The 20776-nt window shown below is 52.2% G+C and carries 11 protein-coding genes and 1 pseudogene; 5 read left to right on the top strand and 7 right to left on the bottom strand.

Annotated features, from left to right (window positions below):
- Positions 1–1917: response regulator (locus MLE19_RS20235; protein ID WP_240719999.1), on the bottom strand; the 1917-nt coding region annotated here is incomplete at its 3' end.
- Positions 1918–2438: 521 nt separating this feature from the next.
- Here MLE19_RS20235 and MLE19_RS20240 point away from each other — a divergent pair.
- Positions 2439–3575 (top strand): annotated as a pseudogene (locus MLE19_RS20240) (IS3 family transposase).
- Positions 3576–4247: 672 nt separating this feature from the next.
- Here the strand turns inward: MLE19_RS20240 and MLE19_RS20245 are convergent.
- From MLE19_RS20245 to MLE19_RS20260, 4 genes are all read right to left on the bottom strand, one after another.
- Positions 4248–5804, bottom strand: coding sequence for a methyl-accepting chemotaxis protein (locus MLE19_RS20245; RefSeq protein WP_240720001.1), 1557 nt, complete (start codon positions 5802–5804; stop codon positions 4248–4250).
- Positions 5805–5850: 46 nt separating this feature from the next.
- Positions 5851–8352 carry a bifunctional diguanylate cyclase/phosphodiesterase gene (locus MLE19_RS20250; protein ID WP_240720003.1) on the bottom strand — a complete coding sequence of 834 codons (2502 nt, stop codon included), beginning with the start codon at positions 8350–8352 and terminating at the stop codon, positions 5851–5853.
- A gap of 1257 nt (positions 8353–9609) precedes the next feature.
- Positions 9610–11523, bottom strand: coding sequence for a putative bifunctional diguanylate cyclase/phosphodiesterase (locus tag MLE19_RS20255; RefSeq protein ID WP_240720005.1), 1914 nt, complete (start codon positions 11521–11523; stop codon positions 9610–9612).
- Between the two features lie 12 nt (positions 11524–11535).
- On the bottom strand, positions 11536–12780 hold the full coding sequence (locus tag MLE19_RS20260; RefSeq protein ID WP_240720007.1) for an FIST signal transduction protein: 1245 nt from the start codon (positions 12778–12780) through the stop codon (positions 11536–11538).
- 747 nt (positions 12781–13527) lie between these two features.
- Between MLE19_RS20260 and MLE19_RS20265 the strand changes: the two genes are divergently transcribed.
- From MLE19_RS20265 to MLE19_RS20280, 4 genes are all read left to right on the top strand, one after another.
- Positions 13528–14262, top strand: a complete 735-nt coding sequence (locus MLE19_RS20265) for a ribonuclease activity regulator RraA (protein WP_240720009.1) — start codon at positions 13528–13530, stop codon at positions 14260–14262.
- A 60-nt stretch (positions 14263–14322) separates the two neighbouring features.
- Positions 14323–15330 carry a Bug family tripartite tricarboxylate transporter substrate binding protein gene (locus tag MLE19_RS20270; RefSeq protein WP_240720011.1) on the top strand — a complete coding sequence of 336 codons (1008 nt, stop codon included), beginning with the start codon at positions 14323–14325 and terminating at the stop codon, positions 15328–15330.
- 180 nt (positions 15331–15510) lie between these two features.
- Positions 15511–16035 (top strand): tripartite tricarboxylate transporter TctB family protein, encoded by a 525-nt coding sequence (locus MLE19_RS20275; RefSeq protein ID WP_240720013.1) that lies wholly within the window; start codon positions 15511–15513, stop codon positions 16033–16035.
- Positions 16036–16085: 50 nt separating this feature from the next.
- On the top strand, positions 16086–17606 hold the full coding sequence (locus MLE19_RS20280) for a tripartite tricarboxylate transporter permease (RefSeq protein ID WP_240720015.1): 1521 nt from the start codon (positions 16086–16088) through the stop codon (positions 17604–17606).
- A 245-nt stretch (positions 17607–17851) separates the two neighbouring features.
- On the opposite strand, the gene MLE19_RS20285 is transcribed toward MLE19_RS20280, so the two are convergent.
- Both MLE19_RS20285 and MLE19_RS20290 read right to left on the bottom strand, forming a co-directional pair.
- Positions 17852–19432 carry an aldehyde dehydrogenase (NADP(+)) gene (locus tag MLE19_RS20285; protein WP_240720017.1) on the bottom strand — a complete coding sequence of 527 codons (1581 nt, stop codon included), beginning with the start codon at positions 19430–19432 and terminating at the stop codon, positions 17852–17854.
- A gap of 129 nt (positions 19433–19561) precedes the next feature.
- Positions 19562–20338, bottom strand: a complete 777-nt coding sequence (locus MLE19_RS20290; protein ID WP_240720019.1) for an SDR family NAD(P)-dependent oxidoreductase — start codon at positions 20336–20338, stop codon at positions 19562–19564.
- Positions 20339–20776: the final 438 nt, after the last annotated feature.

Raw genomic sequence — 20776 nt, forward strand, 5'->3', positions numbered from 1 at the left:
GGTTTGTGTTAGCATTTTTTGGGTGAGAAGAGGTATCAGCCCGCGTTGCTCCATCAGGTGAATAAACTCTCCGGGACTGAGTAGCCCTTTTTCGGGATGTTGCCAGCGGGCTAAGGCCTCAAAGCCGATAAGCTTATTCTCATTCACCGTGTAGATAGGTTGATAAACGGCAATGAATTGATCGCTAGACAGCCCTTCTTTAATGGAGTTCTCCAAAAGAAAGCGGTTTTGCTGCATGGTTTTTAAAGATGCATCAAAGTAGCATATGTCTGTAGTAGGTGATTTTTTCGCTTTGAAAATAGCCATGTCTGCATTATCGAGTAATTCACTAGCCTTGCTAATATCTTGCGTAGCAAATGCGACACCGGTGTCTGCCGAAAGCGCGATGAGACCGTGCTTTAACGTTATTTTAATCTCTTCAATCGACTTGGTAAGGCCAGTAACATATTTCTTTAACGACGCTTGGCTTGCATGCTCTTTTGTCAGGAGTAGAAACTCATCACTGCTTTCGCGGTATAGCGTGTCACTCGGGCTTATAGTCTGGGTGAGTTCCCAAGCAAGCCGCTGTAAAATTTCATCACCAAAATGATGACCATGGAGGTTGTTGATAGTGTGGAAGTCACGAATATCAAATTTAACAACTGCCATTATGTTGTCTGGGGCCCGCTTTTGTAGTGCGTCTTCAATATCACGCCGTATGTTGGCAAGCATAGGTAAGGCTGTCAGTGAATCTTGGGTGATTTGTGTTTCTGCAATTGTTAACGCCCCTATATGGGAGCGTAAGTATCGTCCTTTTGTCACCCTGGATTTGACAATCATCAATAAACGCCATAGTTCGATCGGTTTATTGATAAATTCATCATTAGCTAAGCGAGCACAGGCCAGCTGCAAATCGGTATCCGCAGCGGCAGACATGAAAATCAGCGGAATAGTGGCAAACTCCTCATGCTGACGGATAATTTTTCCTAACTCAATACCACTGCAACCCGGCATATATACATCTACTAATATCAGCTCAGGATGGCTTTGTTCTAATAAGCGCAGTGCCTCCTGGGCACTGGTAGCGCTAGTGACGTTATAGCCTGCCTTAGTTAAAAACTCCGCATACAGGCTGAGCAAATCATGATCATCATCTACTAGCATCACTCGATAAGGCTCGCTAGGGGCAAGATTCAGTTCCGAGTAGAGTAGTGAGACAAGTTTAGGGATATCCAGAGGCTTTCTAAGGAAGTGAGTCCCTCCGGCACGAACGGATGCTAGTCGCAGATCAAAAGAGTCGTAGCCAGATACGAAAAATACAGGCAAGGGGGTGCCATTTTTCTGGTGCCAAGTGCTTACCTGACTGGCACCGGCAAAGCGTTCGCCAGAAAAATCCATATCTACAATCAAGGCCCAAGGTTGATGGTCTGTTATTGCTTGGTCTAACTGAGATATATCATCCTGCCAATGAACGCGGTATCCGTACTGGCTAAGTATTTCGCTCAAATTTGTTGAAAAATCAGTGTCGTCATCTACCAACAGTATATCGATCGCCTCGGAGGTATCGTTTTCGAACAATGCATTAGCAGAGTCGCTACTGGGAGTATGTCTCTCACCGTTAGAGTCTGAGTCACGCTCAAGGGCACTCAGCAAATCATCTATTGGACGTGTTAAACTGGATATAAGCTCTTTTGGCGGCATGTTTTTTGCCATATCGCAGGCGTGGTCTAGCTCCCGGGCCAGCTGAGACAGTTCGACAAAGCCATAGGCTTTTCCAGAACCGCTAAGCTTATGAGCCATGCTCATAATATGTTGTACCCGTTTAGTATCGTGTTGGGCGGCTTGCCAATCTGCTTCTAGTTCAGTTTTATAGAGCAGTAAGTGCTCTTTGTAAGTAGAGAGTAGCTTTTCCATTTTTTGGTTATTCGAACTGCTCATGTAATTCCCTTTTCATATAAGCTGAACATTTGACGAAATTTAGCCCCTGGTTATAAAGAATATCAGGGGTTTTCATTTTCAAACACAACGTTATTGCGAGCACAGCATTATTGAAGGGTCCTAGGTCTGGCAGCAGATTTCTTGGGCATCTCTGCGCAGACGTCCAGTGACGCATCATCGGTCTAGCGTATTGTGTTCAGTGAGCTGGCGATCTCGTTAAGTTCTTCCAGGCTGTCAATTAACATGTTTGTGCCCTGTGTTCAGTACTGCCTCAGCAGCCTCTTGGTGTTCTCATTGGTGCCTCGTTGCCGTGTAGGCTATGCGGGTCAACAAAAGAGATGGTTGTACGACTATTTTGAGTGATCTCGGTATACTCCACCCTCTTTTACCCTAATTATAGTCTAGATGCAGGTTTAGCATGCATACGCATCAGCGTGAAAGCGACTAGTCTACGGCGACGACTGAACTGCTCTGTGTGCTCCGGACACTTCTAGCCTTTTATTTGAGCGTAGGAGGGAGTGTTGAGTAACCAACGATATTCACCCGAATTCAAAGACAAAGCCGTCCGGCAGATCGTCGAAAGAGGATACCCAGTAACCGAGGTGTCGGAGCGACTGGGCGTCTATGGCCACAGCCTTCACAAATAGGTAAGGCCATTAAGTCGAGTAAATCCGACGAACAGGCCTCAGAGCTCAACAACGCAAAAAAGGAAATTCTTAAACTGTGCGACCAGCTTAGACGAACCGAGGAGGAGCGAGATATCTAAAAAAGGCCGCTCGGTACTTCGCAATCCAGCCCGAGTGAAGTACCGGTTTGTTGCCGACCACAATGACGAGTTTCCGGTGCGTACCATGTGCAACCTATTTAATATCTCGCGAAGCGGCTACTACCGCATGGCGTTTCCGGCCCTTGTCCGACAGAGCTATCGAAGATGCTCGGCTGCTGCCTTTGATACATGCTTTTTACGGTGCCAGCTTTGGCGTCTATGGCTATCGGCGGATATCAATGGACCTGAAAGAGACTGGTGAAACGTGCGGTAAGCACAGAGTCTATCGCATCATGAAGGCCCACAATATCAAAGCGATACCCGGTTATAAAAAAACCAAGAGTTGTGAACGGCCGCCCAACGTTCCTGGCGCCTATTACGCTTAACCGGGAGATTAAGGTGGCCACACCAGACACCTTTTGGGTAACCGACATTACCTACCTCAGGACATGGCAATGGTGGCTGTACCTGACGGTTGTTTTGGATCTGTTCTCACGCAGAGTAGTGGGCTGGTCCATGAAGCCGACGCTAGCGCGCGAGATCGTTTTAGATACACTAATGATGGCCGTCTGGCGTTGCAAGCCTCGTAGCAGAGTACTGGTTCACTCAGATCAAGGGTCTCAGTATGGAAGCGACGACTGGAGACGATTCTGTCTTCACCACAACCTTGAACCCAGTATGAGTCGGCGCGGCAATTGCTGGGGCAATACTGTTGCGGAGTCATTTTTTAGCAGTTTAAAAAAAAGAGTGAATTAAAAAGCGCATCTACAAAACCAGAGACTTAGCTCGAGCAGATATTTTCGATTATATCGAAGTATTCTATAATCGAAATCGACGCCACAGCCGTCCGGGCAGCTTAAGCCCAGAGGCTTTCGAGACAGCCTTAGCGTGAGGCTTCGGTTGCCAAAAACCTGAGGCACTCCACTGCTTTATCTTAACGGCTTTCTGCAGCGATTAACGCAGTTAGGTAAAAATGTTCATTTGTAAACCTCTGCCTTCACTTGGTGAGTTCATTTTGGAAGACCGGCCTTATGCGTTGTACACTGAAGATAAAACAACTCGGTTCATAACTACTTCGACGTAGCGCATGAACTGGGTACTTAGTACGACACTCGAAAATCTCGGCTTCGCAATACTCGGGGAGGTTTACTGTCAGTTTTGGCATAGGAATAAAAATAGCTGTAGAGGTAATAGCGCTGGGGTAGCGGGTCGTAGTTCAATAACATGCTGCGAGACGCTCTCGACATCCTGTAACTCTTATAGGCTCAGCACTACCATGGCCGTGTCGACGGCGTATTCCGGGTATGGGGACCGTAAAAAAGCAAGCCCTTGGCGCGATACAACCAATGACAAATTTAATTAATAGTGCTGACGCAAAATTGCCAACAATGGCCGGTAAGTTGTGCCCTATGGCGTGAGGAATGTCCATCCCCAAATGCTCACACAGCGCTTCGTAGCCGGTGATCAGCTGATCACCGGCGTATACCTGGGGCGTAGAGTCGACGTTGCTTTGGGCTTTAAATACATGGAATTATCGTGCGACGTTAAAGTTTGGCGTTATGCCTTAAGAATGTGCGATAAGTGTTTGCTTATTGGTCAATGGGGAAAGTGAGGGTAGTGTGAAACCACTTACTGCTTGCATCATAGTGTCCGCAGTACCGGAGAGCCGCTCTGCCAAAAGGTGTGAGTTATCCACAGCTTCGCGGGAAAGCTCCAACGCATTATAAATTTCGTTCACGCTTTGCTCTAACTCTTCAACGCCCTGATGCTGCTGCTGGATAGCGTTGTCCATATTAGTCAAGCGCATCGCCACTTGCTCGAAGCTTTGAATAAGGGACTGGGTGGTGTCAGCAATGATGGATGTTTGATCAACGCTTTTTGAGATCTGATCGGTAGTGGCAGCGATGGTTTGGCGTATTCGAGAGGCCGTATTATGAGTATTTTTCGACAGCGTTCGAACTTCGTTAGCCACCACGGCGAAGCCTAGCCCGTGTTCGCCTGCTCTTGCGGCTTCCACCGAAGCATTTAGCGCCAATAGGTTAGTCTGAAATGTGATGTTATCAATTTTGCTAAGCATTTCATGGATGTTGCCTGTGTTTTGATTAAGCAGGCGCATCATCTTACGCATTTCTTCCACCTGTTCGCCGTTTTGACGTGCGATTTGCTCAGCATGGTTGGCCAGTTTGCGAATGTGCTGGGATTCCTCGGCGGTCTCGCGAGTAGTGGTGGCGAGTTCAGTGCTGCTGGTGGATATACGCTCGGTTTGGCTACTGTTACGTGCTGTTTGTGTCCGTAACTGTTCCTGGGCAACGAAAAGCTGCTGGCTGTAAGCTGTGACATGACTTGCTGCGGTTTGTGTTTTGCGCAAACTTTCCGAGACCTGGTTACGCATTTTGATGACGGCGGCTACGGCAGGTAACTGCTGCTCTCTATCATTAAAAGTCATATCGAGCTTGCCACTGCCTGCGGCAACCGCAAAGTGAGTCACGTGAAGTCCTTCTTTAACCATGTTTCTCAGTACCTTGGCCAAATAGCCAAGAATCACCACCTGGATAACAACAGCACCGCCATGCATTAGCAAGCAGTAGAGTAAATCTACAAAGCCGTGGCTACTGTCACCAGCTATCATGCTTTCCATATCGCCCATACTGTTATAGAGCTGGACGACACCTTGGTATTGGAGCCAAGTAAATAGAACATGGTGTAGCGCAATGACTAGACCACCAAATGCAATAACCCGCCAGTCGCTGTAAAGGATCAATACAGATAGCAGGATAAAAATACTGAAGTGTGCCTCAATCAGTCCACCACTTTGTTCGATCAACACGGCTGACCAGACCATCATCACGGCAGCTTTGACGAAGCTGTTAATAACGTAACCGCGCCATTGGTGTTGGACGATGTAGGTCAGCGGCAGAGTAATCACCCCCACTACGACAGCCAATAATAGGGTTTGGGTGAAAATACCCACAACTACACATAAGAAAACGATAAAGCCTATCGGCAACCACATGAGTCTGTCGGTGCGTGCGATATGGTTTGAAAGTGATGCATCAGCCATTATTTTAATGTCCTTTTTAGTATTATAAATGCTCATAATTGCTAAATACATGTCATGCATTGTACAAGTATGCTTATAAAAATGAGCAGTACATGATGATTAATTATTACGTAAAGCTGGCATGATCTACTGCATCGTATTCAACTATTGCATTTGAGAAAGCCTTTACCGTGCTGGGACGACCAAACAGATATCCCTGATAAATATGGCAGCCCAGTCGAGCCAGCACCACGCGCTGCTCGTCGGTTTCCACTCCTTCGGCAACCACCCGCAGTCCCAGGCTTTCTGCAAGGGTAATGATGGTGGCAGCAATTGGCGTGGCTTGCATATGCAGGGTTAAGTCCCTGACGAATGCAATGTCGATTTTAAGCGTGTCCAAGGGCAATACCTTGAGATACGAAAGTGATGAATAGCCCGTGCCGAAGTCATCCAGTGCAAAGCTGATTCCCACTCGTTGTAGCTGTTCCATTTTTTTTATGGTGCTATCAGTGTCACTTAATAACAGCGATTCGGTAAGCTCCAGCGTTAAGCGTGCGGGTGGCGCATCATAGCGTTGGATGAGCGCCAGCACTTGTTCAGCAAAATCAGGCTGCTGGAATTGACGAACGCTGATATTTAATGACAGCTTTAGGTCTTGGAACCCCGGCATATGACGCCACTCGCCCAACAGGCGGCAGCCTTCTTTCAATACCCAGTGCCCCAGCGGCAAAATTAGCCCTGTTTTTTCAGCGACGGGAATAAATCGCCCAGGTGAAACCATACCTCGTGTTGGATGCTGCCAACGTATAAGAGCTTCGGCTCCGATTACTTGCCTTTCGGCATCGACCTGAGGCTGGAGATAGAGGCACAGTTCGTCGTGCTCAATGGCGTATTGCAATTCACGTTCAAGCGTCAGGCGCTCTTCCAACTCGTCTTCTTGTGCTTGATGAAAGAGCCTAGGTTTACCATCCCGGTGTTGTTTGGCTTCCAGTAGGGCAAGTCCTACTCGTTTGAACAGCTGCGGCGTCATCTCCCGGTCGTGGGGTTGAAAGATAAGCACACCGACATTTAACTGACACGGATAGGTATGGCCTTGAAGCAAATAGTCAGCCGTCAGCGATAGCACTACCTCATCAATAAAGCGCATTGCCTCCTGCTCGGCGTTGGGCGCTTCGTGCGAAGCAAGTGTGCCTGCTAAGGAAAACTCGTTACCGTCGAGCCTGGCAACGAGCCATTCAGTCTCTAGCCACTGTTTAAGGCGTCCGCCCAATTGGCGAAGCAACTCATCGCCGATATCTTGCCCTAGGCTGTCGTTGAGTACTTTAAAACGATCAATATCGAATAGAGCCAAAAATGCATACGGGTGGGGGAGCGACTTCTTGGCGCCAAGCTCGGCAAGTTTTTCCTGCAGCGCTCGCCGGTTGGGAAGCTCTGTCAGCCTATCGTGATAGGCAAGGTAGTGAATACGCTGTTGGGCCTGCTGTTCTTTAGAGCGGTCGCTGAGCAGCGCAACGTAGTCCTGGTCGTTGCTGTCGGCGTATATGACACGGCTTACGCTCAGCCATGCGGGAAAGCTTTCACCATTGGCGCTCAGTGCGTTGATCATTCCACTCCATTCACCCTTTTTGTCTAATACTTGGCGTATGTGTTTGCTGAGTGAATGGCTTTCTTCAGCGTAGTTAAGTTGTGACACCGGCATGCCTTCAAGCTGCTTGCTGCTGATACCCACCAACCGTTCAAACGCAGCATTGCACAGACGAATCCGAGCCTGTTCATCGAGCAGTATCACGCTATCCTGAAGAGCGGAAATTACCTCAAGTAAGCGGGTTTGAGTCATGTGTTCATGGCGCTCGCTGGTATGCAGACGGCGCTGCACTCGGGTAGCGATTAGCGCTAGTAATGCTATTAATACAGCAACGCTACCAATTAAATAAATTATCCAGTGAGACATGTACAAGGCAGGCGTGCCAGCATCAGAAGTCGGCAAAAACCAGGCAGCCTGCATGGCGACATAATGCATGCCGCAAACCGCGACAGAAACGCAAAGTGCCGCAATAAAGGCGCAGGTTCTGGCGCGCTTCATACCCCATTCATGCTGGCAAAGGCGATAGGCATAAACGCTGACAATGCCTAAGCCAACGGCGACCAGCAGCGATAACAAAAATAGGTCCTGTGCATGGTATAGCTCGGCGGACATGCGCATCGCAGCCATGCCGCTATAGTGCATTGTTCCTATACCAATTCCTAAACCAAGCCCTGCTATCACTAGGGCGCGATGGGAAGGATTATCGCGCGAAATGACGGCCATGGCACATAAACTACCGAGAATGGCGGGAATAATGGAGAACAATGTAGGCAAAGGAGCGTGACTGACAGAAAAGTCCAACCGGTAGGCATGCATGCCGATGAAGTGCATGCTCCATACGCCCAAGCCCATGGAACTGGCACCAGCAAGTAGCCATGTGCTGCGCCAGATCGTCTTAGATCCCTTCCGCACCAGTTTAATAATATCCAAACCTGCGAATGAAGCGACCCAAGCAACTAGCCAGGAGAGCACTACTAAGAAAAAATCATGTTCTCCCTGAACCGCGTTTATGATGTCAGGGTCTTGCAACATATTGAATAACATTGATTGATCGTCAACCCGTTGGCTATCGGTAATACAGTTACTATCGGCTCCTACTCCTAAATCTGTAATGGGTTGACTCAAAGTCGTCTAAAAAGTCGCCCAAATATCCTAAAAAATAATACGTAACGTAATGCACCCCAACGGGGTGTATGCAACGTTAAGGGTTGGTTAATGTAAAAAGGAAAGTTTTACTTAAAAAAAATGGCTGCTCACCGGCAACGAAACAGGTGTCACCCTTAACAGAGAAGCGGTGGGGCATTTCGTGGCTCAATCGCAGAACAGCACGAGCGGAGTTAAGCACTTAAATCACGCCAAATTCTTCAGCTTCATTGGTGTTAATGGCAATTCAATACGCGTCTATTAATCACCGCCTTCACCCGAGAGAATAAAGGCCTTCGTCACTCTCTCGTGAATACAAAGCGGTACACTGCGTTCGACCTTCTAGGAAGATGAAGCGTGCAGAAGCAGGGAATTACAATGTAGTGGTCAAGAAAAAATGGCCACCGATTTATAGCTAGTCCAGTACCTTTTCTCTGCCTGATTCGTACTTCTCTCTTTGTTGTGCTGAAGCTGGCTGTAATGCCCGATTAAAGAGTTCACGACACGAGGAGAAAGCGCTTCAAGTAGCAATCGACCTTGTACTTTCGGATGGCGCAGCAGATCACGCACTGCATGACATTGAAGATCAGCGTTTCGCCCCGATCATCTTTCTATTCTTTAATTCTGGCCAAAGCTGTTCTTGCCGGTAGTCGATGGAGGCCTCATCGAGTCGGCTCGGCTAGCGCTTGAGCATTTTTCAGGACTAGCCCCCGTTGTCTGAGAAGAACGCTGATCGACGAGGTACTGTAGTGAACGTCGGCCAGTCGTGCGAGGGCATCGTTAATACGCTGCGTCGTACAGCGCTGATCTTCAAAGCTGAATCCTTACTGTCTCAGAGCTTTGAGCGCTCCTCACTTCCTTTGAACATAGTCGAGCCATTTGCTGATGGCGTCTTGGGTGACCTCCAGGCGCCGAGCGGCCCAATTGACTCATGCCAGCCTTGACCCATTTGGGAGCGAGCTAACGACGCTATGCTTGAGTTGACTCCACTAAGATAACGATGCCATGCCAGAGAGCAGAGTATATGCTCGGGCGGCAGGCTATCCATGACGAAGTGCCTGTATCGACAGTAGTAATAAAACCATTAACTAAAATAGATTCAAATCATTGATTATATTGGTTAATATCAATTCCCTTGTAATATGTCATGAGGGTTTTTCAACTCTTGAATTTCTGAACGATGCAGGTTTGTTGTTCGATGATCTCACTGATGAGCTGCGGCCTGTGGAATAAATATCCTTGGCCGGTCTTTATTCTGGACGAGTTCAATAAATAGTTTTTTTCATCCAGTGTTTCGACGCCTTCCGCGATCACGGACATGCCTAGCGATGCACCCAGGGATTCTATTGCCCCTAGGATGCTCTGGCTTCGCGGTCGCTGATGTATAGAAGTTATCAGTGATCGATCGACCTTGAGTTCGTCCGCCGTGATGTCGGCAAGAATAGCCAGGGATGAATAGCCTATTCCGAAATCGTCGATGGAAACGCCGACGCCCGCTTCCCTGATCAAGGGCAATACCTGCGTCTGAAAAGCGCCAGCTGCAAGGAAAGATTCTTCCGTCACTTCGAGCAGAAAGCGCTCTGCACACCCGGTATCGGCTATTCGCCTTATCAGCTTCTGCATGAAGAGTGTTTTCGTTGCCTGGGACGCCGATATATTGATGCTGTATGTTGCGGCCGTTCCGAACTGGGCATCGAGTAAAGGTAATCTTTGGCTCAGATTGTCGAGAACGATATCGGTGATCCCATCCAGCAGATCCAGCTCCGTAGCAAGCTGCAGGAATGTCGCCGGCGAATGGATAGTGCCGTGACGATCAACCCAGCGGACCAGCGCTTCAAATCCGACAATGTCCTGAGTGCGTAGATCGACTTTCTGCTGCAAGGCACACTGGAATTCACGTTCCGTCAGTGCAATGCGCAGCCGATGTTCGAGTGACAATCGCTCTGACATCTCGTTACCCAGTGCTGAGCTGAAAAACGTGAAGCTCCCCTTATGCGCAGTTTTGGCCCGGTACATGGCTGTGTCCGCATGACGTCGGAGCGTATCATAGTCATGGCCATGTTCCGGCCAGAGCGCGACGCCAATCGATCCCGAAGCTCTAATTTCCTGCCCTTCAATGCTGAAGGGTTGTCGTAGCTTATCGCTTACGCGGTTAACAAGGACTGATATTTCTGATTGCTGTTCAATCAGGTCAAAAACGATAACGAACTCGTCGCCACTGATTCGCCCGATAATGTCCATTTGCCGGATTTCGGTGCCAAGCCTGTCCGCGACACTCTTTAGCAGCGCGTCGCCCACCGTATGGCCGTAGAAATCGTTGACCCGTTTGAAGTCATCGAGATCGAGAAATGCCAGGGCCATTTTCTGCCCCGGCTGTTTGCGCGCAAGGATAGCCTCGACGAGTTCCTGAATATATGCCCGGTTGGGTAAGCCGGTAAGCTGGTCGTGGTTGGCGCGCAGCTTCAGCGCCTCCTGGCTGACTTTCAATTGTTGGGTCAGATGTTGCAGACGATGACTTTCCGCCTCGGTCTGGCTGGCACGCTTGGCCGCAAACGCATGGGAGGCCAGCAGAGAGAATTTGCGGGCAAGCGTCACGTGGGTGCGGTCAAAGCCAGGGTGATCCTCATCCCGTAGCAACATCATGAGTCCGCGCTGACCGCGCACGCTCAGCGGCAAATAGAGGGTAGGCTGCGATTTCGACAAACCGTCAATCTGAGGCCAGGCTTCATCATCCGCGGTGGAAATCGTCGTTACAATGCGTCCAGAAAGCACCTTGCCCAATTTCCGGCCGTTTTCCCAGAGTGACGCTACCGCCGCAGCGTGGGTTGAGGCGACGCATTCCAGCTTGCACGGATCTTTTATATTTTCGATGAGGACAATAGCGTAAGAGCACTCGAAAACCGGCAATAGCGCCTTGAAGACACCCACAAAAGGGTCGACGTCGCCATCGACATCAAGCATCGCCTCCAGCGCCTCAAGCAGTACATTGGCATGCGTTACCTCGACGCGTAGGGTGCCTACCTCGCGGCGCAACGCCACCAGTGCTTCGCGAAGCTCTTCGGAACCTTCCAAGACGTGCTGCATCTAGTGCCCAAAGGCAACAGCGGAGATCATCAGGTTGCCATGCGCATTCTTTTCAAGCACGGAGCCTTGTTCGCCGAAGGTAAAACAGCCCAGGAAGGGCATATTGTTGAAGCTTGCCGACACTGTCCGCGAAACTTCGGGCATCTGTTCGCCAACAGCAAGCATGCAGCCCGCACAATAGACAACCAGTCCGCCGGCTAGATTCTTGCTGCCGCCGGGAAGCGCGTCCGCTGCTGCCGAGGCGACCTTACCAGCACGCTGGATCAATCGGGTTCTGTCCCCGCGCATGCTATAGAGACGAGTGCCTTCTTCGATGGAGGCAAACGTGGAAAGCGACTGATTTTTTCCGATCTGCTCAGGGTGAATGAGAAGATATTGAGTGACACCCTCGATTTGACCCGCATCGATGCCCAGCGGATAGGTGGTGGTGTCCTCGAGGATGCATCCTCCGTTCTCTATTTTTTCCGATAAGACTCCGCCAATCCACCGGTTGTAAACCTCCGCCGCCGGCTCGCCGTCAATGGTTAGAACCTGCCGACCGCTGACTTTGGTGACGACCCCGCTTTCGCCGGCCGGATCATACCCGATACTTGTCACAAGGCCGCTCGCACCGCTAGGCTCGTAACCTCCCTGAAAAGCAAAACTAATGCCGCCGGAGGAAAACAACACTGCCACCACGAGACCGTCGTCCATCGGTCCCTCCGGCCCGATCTGGCGCCATCCGCCGGCCACCGTGTTGTCCGCGGAACTGCCGCCTATAATGGGACATCTGTCGCCCACCACGCGCCGGAGGCCTTCGATCACCGCTTCCTCCCGCCCGGGGGCCTGATAGATCCAGATCAATTCCGGCAGTTCCCCGGAGCAATCCGCTGCCGCCAAGGCCGCATGAAGCGCCTGTTCGGCACATCCGCACGCATCCGGCCCAAGCCGGACGGCGGCGGTGCCGTAGTCCCCGTCCGCATCCTCGATCAAAAGCAGGCCGATCGATCCCGCACCGCCCAGCCCAGCTTCACTCATTACTCCGCTACAGGAGGTGCCGCCGAGCAGGGCAGCATCCGGGAAACGAGTGCGGACGTAATCGAAAATCAACGCATCCTCATGATCGCCGTCATAGAACACACAGATAAGATTCGGGTCGATCTCAACGGCGTCAATAGCGATGGATAACTCCGATAGGGCCTCTGCGGTGGACGAGTTCGATATAACAAAAGACTTCAATGCAACCATAATATTTGCCTCGGGCATTGAGATCGCGCGCCTGGAGCTGACCGACGAGGTTTTACGCTATTCGGTTTGCGACACTATTGAGAGTTTGAACGGTGAGCCACTTGAGCACGCCTGCATTACTTTCTATCGGCATGTGACGGTAAAACTTTACGAGTCTGATGGGAGCAATAAGCCTCGCAAGATAGGCAGTAGAGGTGGTGAGTGATCTGGCAACAGTTTCTGAACACATTTTCAAGCGACGATTTGTAGCGCTGATGTGCAAAAAATCGAGCCCGCGCATTTCAGGGGGGCACGACATTGAGAAAGCGGTAGGTTTTTTAGGATGTATTTTTACATCTCAATATCACGGATGCGCTTTACAAGCTCGCGAACCTTGAGCTGCCCGGGTGTCATGAGTGTTACTTTAGAGAATAGCCTCGAGTACCGCCGACGCCCCGGATTGAGTAGCTCACTATTGAGAGACAGCTTGGGGCGTCCGGTTGTTGATCTCAAGTCTTGGTCTCTAGAATGATTTAAATACAAATATTTCCTTATTAGACCTATGTCTAAGTTGGTGGCCTTTGATTTGGTTTTATTATCAATAATGAAATAAATAATTGATTTTTATTAATAAATGTATCTTGTCTATAAAATTTATGCCATTCAAATAATAGGATTTTTTTTTATATTGGCTAAGTTGTAAAAATTTGTTTGAAATATCTTTTGACGATTCCTATAGTGATCCCGTCATCCAAAGACTTTATTTGCCAGTTACAGGCGGAGCCAATGAGCATCATTAACGACTATCCCCACGAAGAGCTGTCTAACCTGACCCGTGAGCGTCTGACACGGGCTTCAACGGCGACACTTCACACGCTGCTGCACAAGCGGGGCTTTAGGAATACCTACATCCAACACGTCGGTCGTATGAACGACTCTCAGGTCAAGATGGTTGGGCAGGCCTATACCTTGCGTTACATCCCAGCCCGGGAAGATCTGGATGTGGTCGCTGCTTTCCGGAACCCGGAGCACCCTCAGCGTCTGGCGGTGGAAAGTGTGCCGGCGGGACGTGTACTGGTGTCTGACTGCCGCCAGGATGCGAGTGCTGCCAGTGCAGGTAGCATTTTGCTGACTCGGTTGCAGGTGCGCGAATGCGCCGGTTTCGTCTCCGATGCTGGTGTGCGTGATTCCGAGTACGCCGGCGGCATGGACATGCCTGTGTTTTGTACCAAGCCTAGCGCCCCGACCAACTTAACCAAGCACCATGCGGTGGATATCCAGCAACCTATCGGGTGCGGTGGTGTGCCGGTCTACCCGGGAGACGTGCTAGTTGGCGATGGCGATGGGGTCATCGTGGTGCCGCTAGAACTTGCCGATGAAGTCGCTGAAGAGGCCAGCGGCATGGAAGCTTTCGAGGACTATGTGCTGGAGAAGGTAAATGCCGGCGCGGCGGTCATCGGCTTGTATCCACCCAACGAACAGGCCCAGGAAGAATATCAGGCCTATCTCCGTAGCAAATAATCCTGCGGCTGCCCGCGGGCGACTTCGATCCAAAGATAATCACAATCATTAGGAGACGTCATGTTCATTTCTAACGCTCTCAACTCGTCCATTCGTCAACGTATTGCCAAGGGTGTGGCGGGTGCCACGTTAGCCACTACGGCGCTCACCGCTATGTCGGCAATAGCCGTCGCCCAGGCCGATTTCCCTCAGCGGGACATCCGCATGATTGTGCCCTGGTCCGCTGGTGGTGGTGCTGATGCGATCTCGCGTAAGATCAGCAGCCTGGCCGAAGAGTCGCTGCCTACCTCCATCTACGTTGAGAATATCGGCGGGGCAGTGACAGCCACCGGGCTGATGCAGTTGGGCCAGGCGCGTCCCGACGGACATACCATTGGTGTGCTGACCTACGACAGCGTTGTGACCTTGCCTCGTGGCAATATGGTGCCAGGCTACTCGCTGGATAATCTGGAGCCTTTCGCGAGAGTGACTCAGGAGGCCGATGCTATCGTGGTGTCGGAGCAGTCCGGCTACTCGTCTTATGAAGAGCTGATCGCGGCAGCCGAGGCTGATCCCGGCACGGTGCGTATCGGGGTGGCGCCGGAGGGGTCTGGCCCTTATCTGGCGGTGCGCCGTCTGGAAGCAGCTACAGGCGTATCATTTAATGTCATTTCCTATCCGGGATCTTCCACGGCAGAAGCCGAAGCACTATTGTCCGGAGAGATCGATGCTGCTATCTCAAGCCTGGGCGACTTCTCCGGCATCCTGTCCTCCGGTGATGCTTTAGGTGTGGTCGAACTGTCTGGTTCGCAGAACGCCGCGTATCCTGACGTGCCACCGATCTCTGAATTTGGTATCGACCTTGAAACTGGTAGCTTCATTGTGCTGGCGGCCCCGGCCAATACGCCAGAGGATGTCATTGAAACGCTGGAGACTACCTACCACGAGGCTTACCAGAGTGAAGAGTTCCAGGAGTGGGTCACCAGCATTGGTGTTGCTCCGGGCTGGCTCGGTAGCGAGGAAGTCAACGAGTGGATCGAGAGCTACCAGCAGAAAACCTTTGACGCCATGGATGAGCTGAATCTCTAAGCCCTATTGGCTTCAGGGACATAGGCGGGACGCCTCGCCGATGGCAAAGGTTCAACCGGGTAGGGCGCCTGACGGTACATAAGGCGCCCGCCCGGGCCCACTGATTCTGGTCGTAATCCACTTCTCCCCCCGATCACCGAGTTGTCGGTCTCCAAAGCGTAGAGACCGAGAGAGGTTTTGATGTCTCGTTCTTCTTCCCTGCTAGCACGTTCGCTTGGCTCCGGCGCGGCCCGGTTCCATGGTGTGCTGGCACTGCTTTCGCTTGCCTACTTGATTGGCAGCCTAGAGATGGGCCCACCCCTAGAAGGTGGCAAGTTGACGCCATCTTTCTTCCCGCTGTTGATCGGCGTACTGGCTACGGTGCTGTGTAGTCTGCAGTGGTGGTCTGCGGTACGTCATACCAGTGCTGATGGCGCAGATTGTGCTAACGAGGCCAGCAATAACGAGGCGCCGACAGGTGCCGCACGAGGCCGTCGTTTATCGCTGGAACTGACGCTGATGGTAGCGACCCTGGTCTATGTACTGGCTTTCCAGTGGCTGGGCTACGTGCTGTCTACTGCGGTCTACGTCCTGGCGGTTATGCTGCTGTTCTCAGGGCTGAGCAAGTGGTTGAGCAAGGTGGTGATTGCGCTGGCGATCACCGCAGTGGGCTTTGTGCTGTTCAACCAGGTCTTCAACGTCCGTTTGCCGACACTCTGGGGGTAAGCCATGCCTAGTAATTCGATAACCGTACACCAATGCGTGGAGGGTGATGCGTGGACTTTATAATGCAAGTGGCGGGAAGCTTTAGCCTCCTGCTCAATCCCACGGTGCTGTTTTATGTCGTCGCTGGCTTTCTGATCGGCACTATCTTTTCGGCAATTCCTGGCCTGACTGCCACTCTGGCGCTGGCACTGTTATTGCCGTTGACCTATAGCCTGGACGTGACCACTGCACTAATGGCCTGCGCCAGCATTTATATGGCGGGCATGTGTGGTGGCAGCATCACCGCTACTACCATTAATATTCCCGGTGCGCCGTCCTCGATGATGACGGCGTTGGAAGGTTATCCCATGCAGCAGCGAGGCGAAGGCCCTCTGGCGCTGGGGCACGCTGCCTTTGGTTCAATGATCGGCGGCGTCTTCGGTGCGGTGCTGCTGGTAGTGTTGGCACCGCTGGTCGCTGACCTGTCGTTGCTAGTGCAGACCACCGGCAAATGCGCGCTAATCCTGTTTGCGTTAACGGTCATCGTGATCGCACAGCGGGGCAATGTGCGCCGTGCGGCCATTGCGGCTTGCCTTGGTCTAATGCTGGCCACCGTGGGACTCGATGCCATGGTGCCTGTGGCGAGGTTCAGCTTTGGTATGGGGGATCTGGCCGCTGGCATTGATTTAATGCCAGTGATCATCGGTACCTTTGCGATCAGCGAGCTCTTGGTGCAGTTGGCCGATAACGACGAGGCGAAGCGCATTCGCGAGAAATTAAAAAGCGTTGCGAAGATTAGCCGCCGCGATTTTATTCCGCCGTTTTCATCGATTCGTCGTATTGGTGCCGCCTGCTACCTTAAGTCCTCTACCATCGGCTATCTGGTAGGCACCCTGCCTGGTGCGGGCGGTTCCATGGGCGGCTTCCTGGCTTACGTTGAAGCGGTGCGTACCTCGCGCGAACCAGACAGCTTTGGTAAGGGCAATCCGCAAGGTATTGCTGCAGCGGAAAGTGCCAACAATGCGGTCTGTGGGGGTGCCCTCGTGCCCATGCTGACCTTTGGCATCCCAGGTGACCCGATCACTGCCATCGTGCTTGGCGTGCTGGTGATCAACGGTATTCAGCCGGGGCCCCAGTTGATGGAGTCGCAAGCTGGGTTGATCGCCCCTATGCTGGCAGCGCTGATCTTCAGTGCGTTGGTTCTGATCCCGCTAACCATGTACCTGCTTGGTCCCTACTTTATCCGCATTGTGCGCATTCGCCGCGACGTACTGTTTGGCTCAATCGCTATGCTGGCGGTAGTCGGTAGCTATGTAGCGACCTACTCGACCTTCCAGATGCTGATGACGTTGGTCATGGGGGTGTTGGCATTCTATATGCGCAAGTATGGCTATCCAGTGGTGACCCTGCTACTCGGTTTTATCCTCGGCCCAGGTCTGGAAGAATATTTGCGTCGTTCTTTGACATTGTCCAACGGCGACCTAACGGTATTCTTTACCCAGCCTGATAGCCTGTTCTTCATTGTGTTAACCGCGGTTTTTGTCTATTTTCTGGCAATCCGTAAGCCAGTTCAGTTGAAGGCCGGTGAATAAGCCAACTGAGGTAACGGAATAACAAAAGCAGCAGGTTCTGGCGTCTGAAGTGAGGTTGAAAAACCTCACTTCAGACGCCTTTTATATCGCCGACTCTTAGCCATGAATGGTGACTTGTCAGCATGGCCTTGTCGACATATAGAACTGCGATGAATAAAAAAGGCCCTCGCCATTGGCGAGGGCCTAATCATGTCAGGCGAGAGTTCGGGGAGAGGTAACCCTGGGTGTCGCCAACTGATAGGTCATTAGCGTTTGCCGTTAACCTGGCGGGGCAGGTCAAGAGGGTTGTTAGCCTTGAGGCTATCAGGGGCCAGTTGCTCTGGTAGCGCCTGGTAGCAAACCGGACGTAGGAAACGCTGAATTGCGGCACTGCCCACCGAGGTAGTGCGTGAGTCGGAGGTTGAGGGCCATGGGCCGCCGTGAACCATGGAGTGGCACACTTCTACGCCTGTGGGCCAGCCATTAAACAGAATGCGCCCGGCGCGACGCTCTAGCAGCGGGAGCAGTTTGTCTGCCAGCTCGTAATCAGCTTCCTCAAGATGGACCGTGGCGGTCAGTTGGCCTTCCAGCGCGGTCAATACCTGTTGCATCTGAGCTACCGACTCGCACTCAACCACCAGTGCACAGGAGCCAAACACTTCGTCGTGTAGTTCGGCGTTGCCGATGAAAGCATCGGCGGTGGTCCGGAAAAGGTGAGGTTGGCAGGGGCAGGCGAGTTCGTTATTGCCTTTGCCCTGGGCGACCAGGGTGACATTCGTCTGCTCTTTAAGCCGCGCCACGCCTTGGTGGTAGGCGGCGTGGATGCCGGGCGTTAGCATCAGCTGAGAGGAGGCATCGCGCACTACTGTACCGGCCTGCTCAACAAAGCGCTCAAGTGCAGTGCCGGACAGGGCCAGGACTAACCCAGGGTTGGTGCAGAACTGGCCGGCACCCATGGTCAGTGAGGCGACGAAGGCATCGCCCAGCGCCTCGGCGTTGGCTTCCAGGTGCTGTGGCAGCAGCAGTACAGGGTTGATGCTGCTCATCTCTGCGTAGACGGGAATTGGCTGCGGGCGCGCCTGAGCGGTACGTAGAAGGGCAGTGCCGCCATTGCGAGAGCCGGTGAAGCCGACTGCCTGGATGCGCGGGTCCTTGACCAGTGCCTGGCCGAGCTCATTACCACTGCCGTAGAGCAGCGAGAACACACCTTCCGGCATATTCAAGCTCTTCGCGGCCTGTTGTACGGCGCGACCGACTAGTTCGGAAGTGCCGGGGTGAGCTGAGTGCGCCTTGACAATGACCGAGCAGCCCGCTGCTAGTGCCGCCGCGGTATCGCCGCCGGCAACAGAGAAAGCCAGCGGGAAGTTGCTGGCCCCGAAGACAGTGACCGGACCCATAGGAATTTGTTGTTGGGCCAGTGAAGGGCGAGGCATGGGCGCGCGATCGGGGAGTGCATCCTCGATGCGGATACCGAGGTAGTCGCCGCTGCGCAAGACCTCGGCGAACAGCCTGAGCTGGCCGCAGGTACGCCCGCGTTCGCCTTCAAGACGTGCTTTGGGCAGGCCCGTTTCGGCCATGGCGCGCTCGGTCAGTGTATCGCCGAGGGCTTCAATGTTGTCGGCTATAGCCTCAAGAAAGGCGGCTCGCTCGACCAGCGGTAGGCGGCGGTAGGTAAGAAAGGCGTCTTCTGCGAGCTGGCAGGCGCGCTCAACTTCATCCTGGCCAGCCAGCGGGTACTGGGGAGCAATAGGCTCGCCAGAAGCGGGGTTGACTGCCGAGATGCCACGGTCGTCGGGGGAGCCGGCAAGCGACTCAAAGCCGATCAGGTGATGGCCTTCGATTGTCATAGTGGGTCTCCTGCAATAGGGGATAACGTCGGTGGATGGTAGGTGGTGGCGAAGCGGCCGGAAACATGGCCGACCGCTTGGGGTGCGCGATCAGGTAGCGCCAAAACATTCACACAGGCGTGAGACGCCTTAGGGGCACATCTGGCCGCCGTTGACGTCGATAACTTGGCCGGTGATGTAGCCACTGGCAGCGTGGGAGGCTAGGAACAGGAAGGACGGTGCGCACTCCTCGGACGTGCCGATGCGGCCCATGGCGATGCTGGAAGCGATTTTTTCCATAAGCTCGGGGCTCTTGTCAGCGTGGAAGGCTGTATCGATAGTGCCCGGCGCGACGATGTTGAAGCGTACGTTATCCTTGGTGAATTCCTTCACATAATTGCGGTGCAAGTTGTGCAGCATGGCCTTGGAGCCGCCGTACAAGGATGCGCCCAGGCCACCGCCCTCGCGACCAGCGATCGAGCCGGTGCTAATGACGCTGGCAGTTTCGCCACGCTTCTTGGCGGAGGCCTTCAGGTGCGGCATAGCGAAGCGTGTGGTCATGATGACGGAGCGCAGGTTCAGGTCCATCACCAGATTAAAATCGTCGTCTTCGAGGGACTCAAGGCCTTTACGTACCCCGAGGCCACCGGCGTTGTTGATCAGTACGTCGAGGCTACCAAATTGCTCGACGAAAGCATTGACCAGTTTCTCGCACTCACCGCTCTTGGTGAGGTCGCACTCATAGTAGGCAAAACGCGCGCCTTCGGCTTCCAGCTGGGTAATGAGCTCCTTTGCAGCCTCGTCCTTCTGGTGGCTGTTGATGCCGACGGTAGCGCCTTGGCGAGCAAAGGCTACCGCAGCGGCGCGACCAATGCCTTTAGTAGAGCCGGTGATAAGAACGGTCTTGTCGTTGAGATCGGCGAACATGAAGTACTCCTGAATGAATCGGGTCTGCACTGAGCCCCGCATAGGGTTGAAGAATGGGGAGAAGGGCTACGTAGCGAAAAGCTTGGTTTAATTCTGCTGGGCATCGGCCTGGATGCAGTAAGGGCCGTGCGTAGCTACACGTAGCTAGCCAGCATTACCCACCTAACCTTAGACCAGCGCTCTTTAGCTTTCAAACAAATAATAACAAGTTGTTGGATTTTGATGAGGTGTAGCACTTATGAAGAGATTTTTTTCTGACGCTTAAGTGAAAGAATATTTAATCTAATAATTATATAAGTTTATGTTTTCAATAATTTTAAATATTTAATGTGAAAGTGTATGAAGTTGATTTCGGTGATGTCGAAGTGGTGTATTAGTAGAAAGTCTAACTTGTAATAACTTGTATAATCCATGTTGAGAAGTCACGATTGCTTGCGT

This window comes from Vreelandella neptunia, from assembly GCF_022489065.1.
GTDB classification, from domain to species: domain Bacteria; phylum Pseudomonadota; class Gammaproteobacteria; order Pseudomonadales; family Halomonadaceae; genus Vreelandella; species Vreelandella neptunia_A.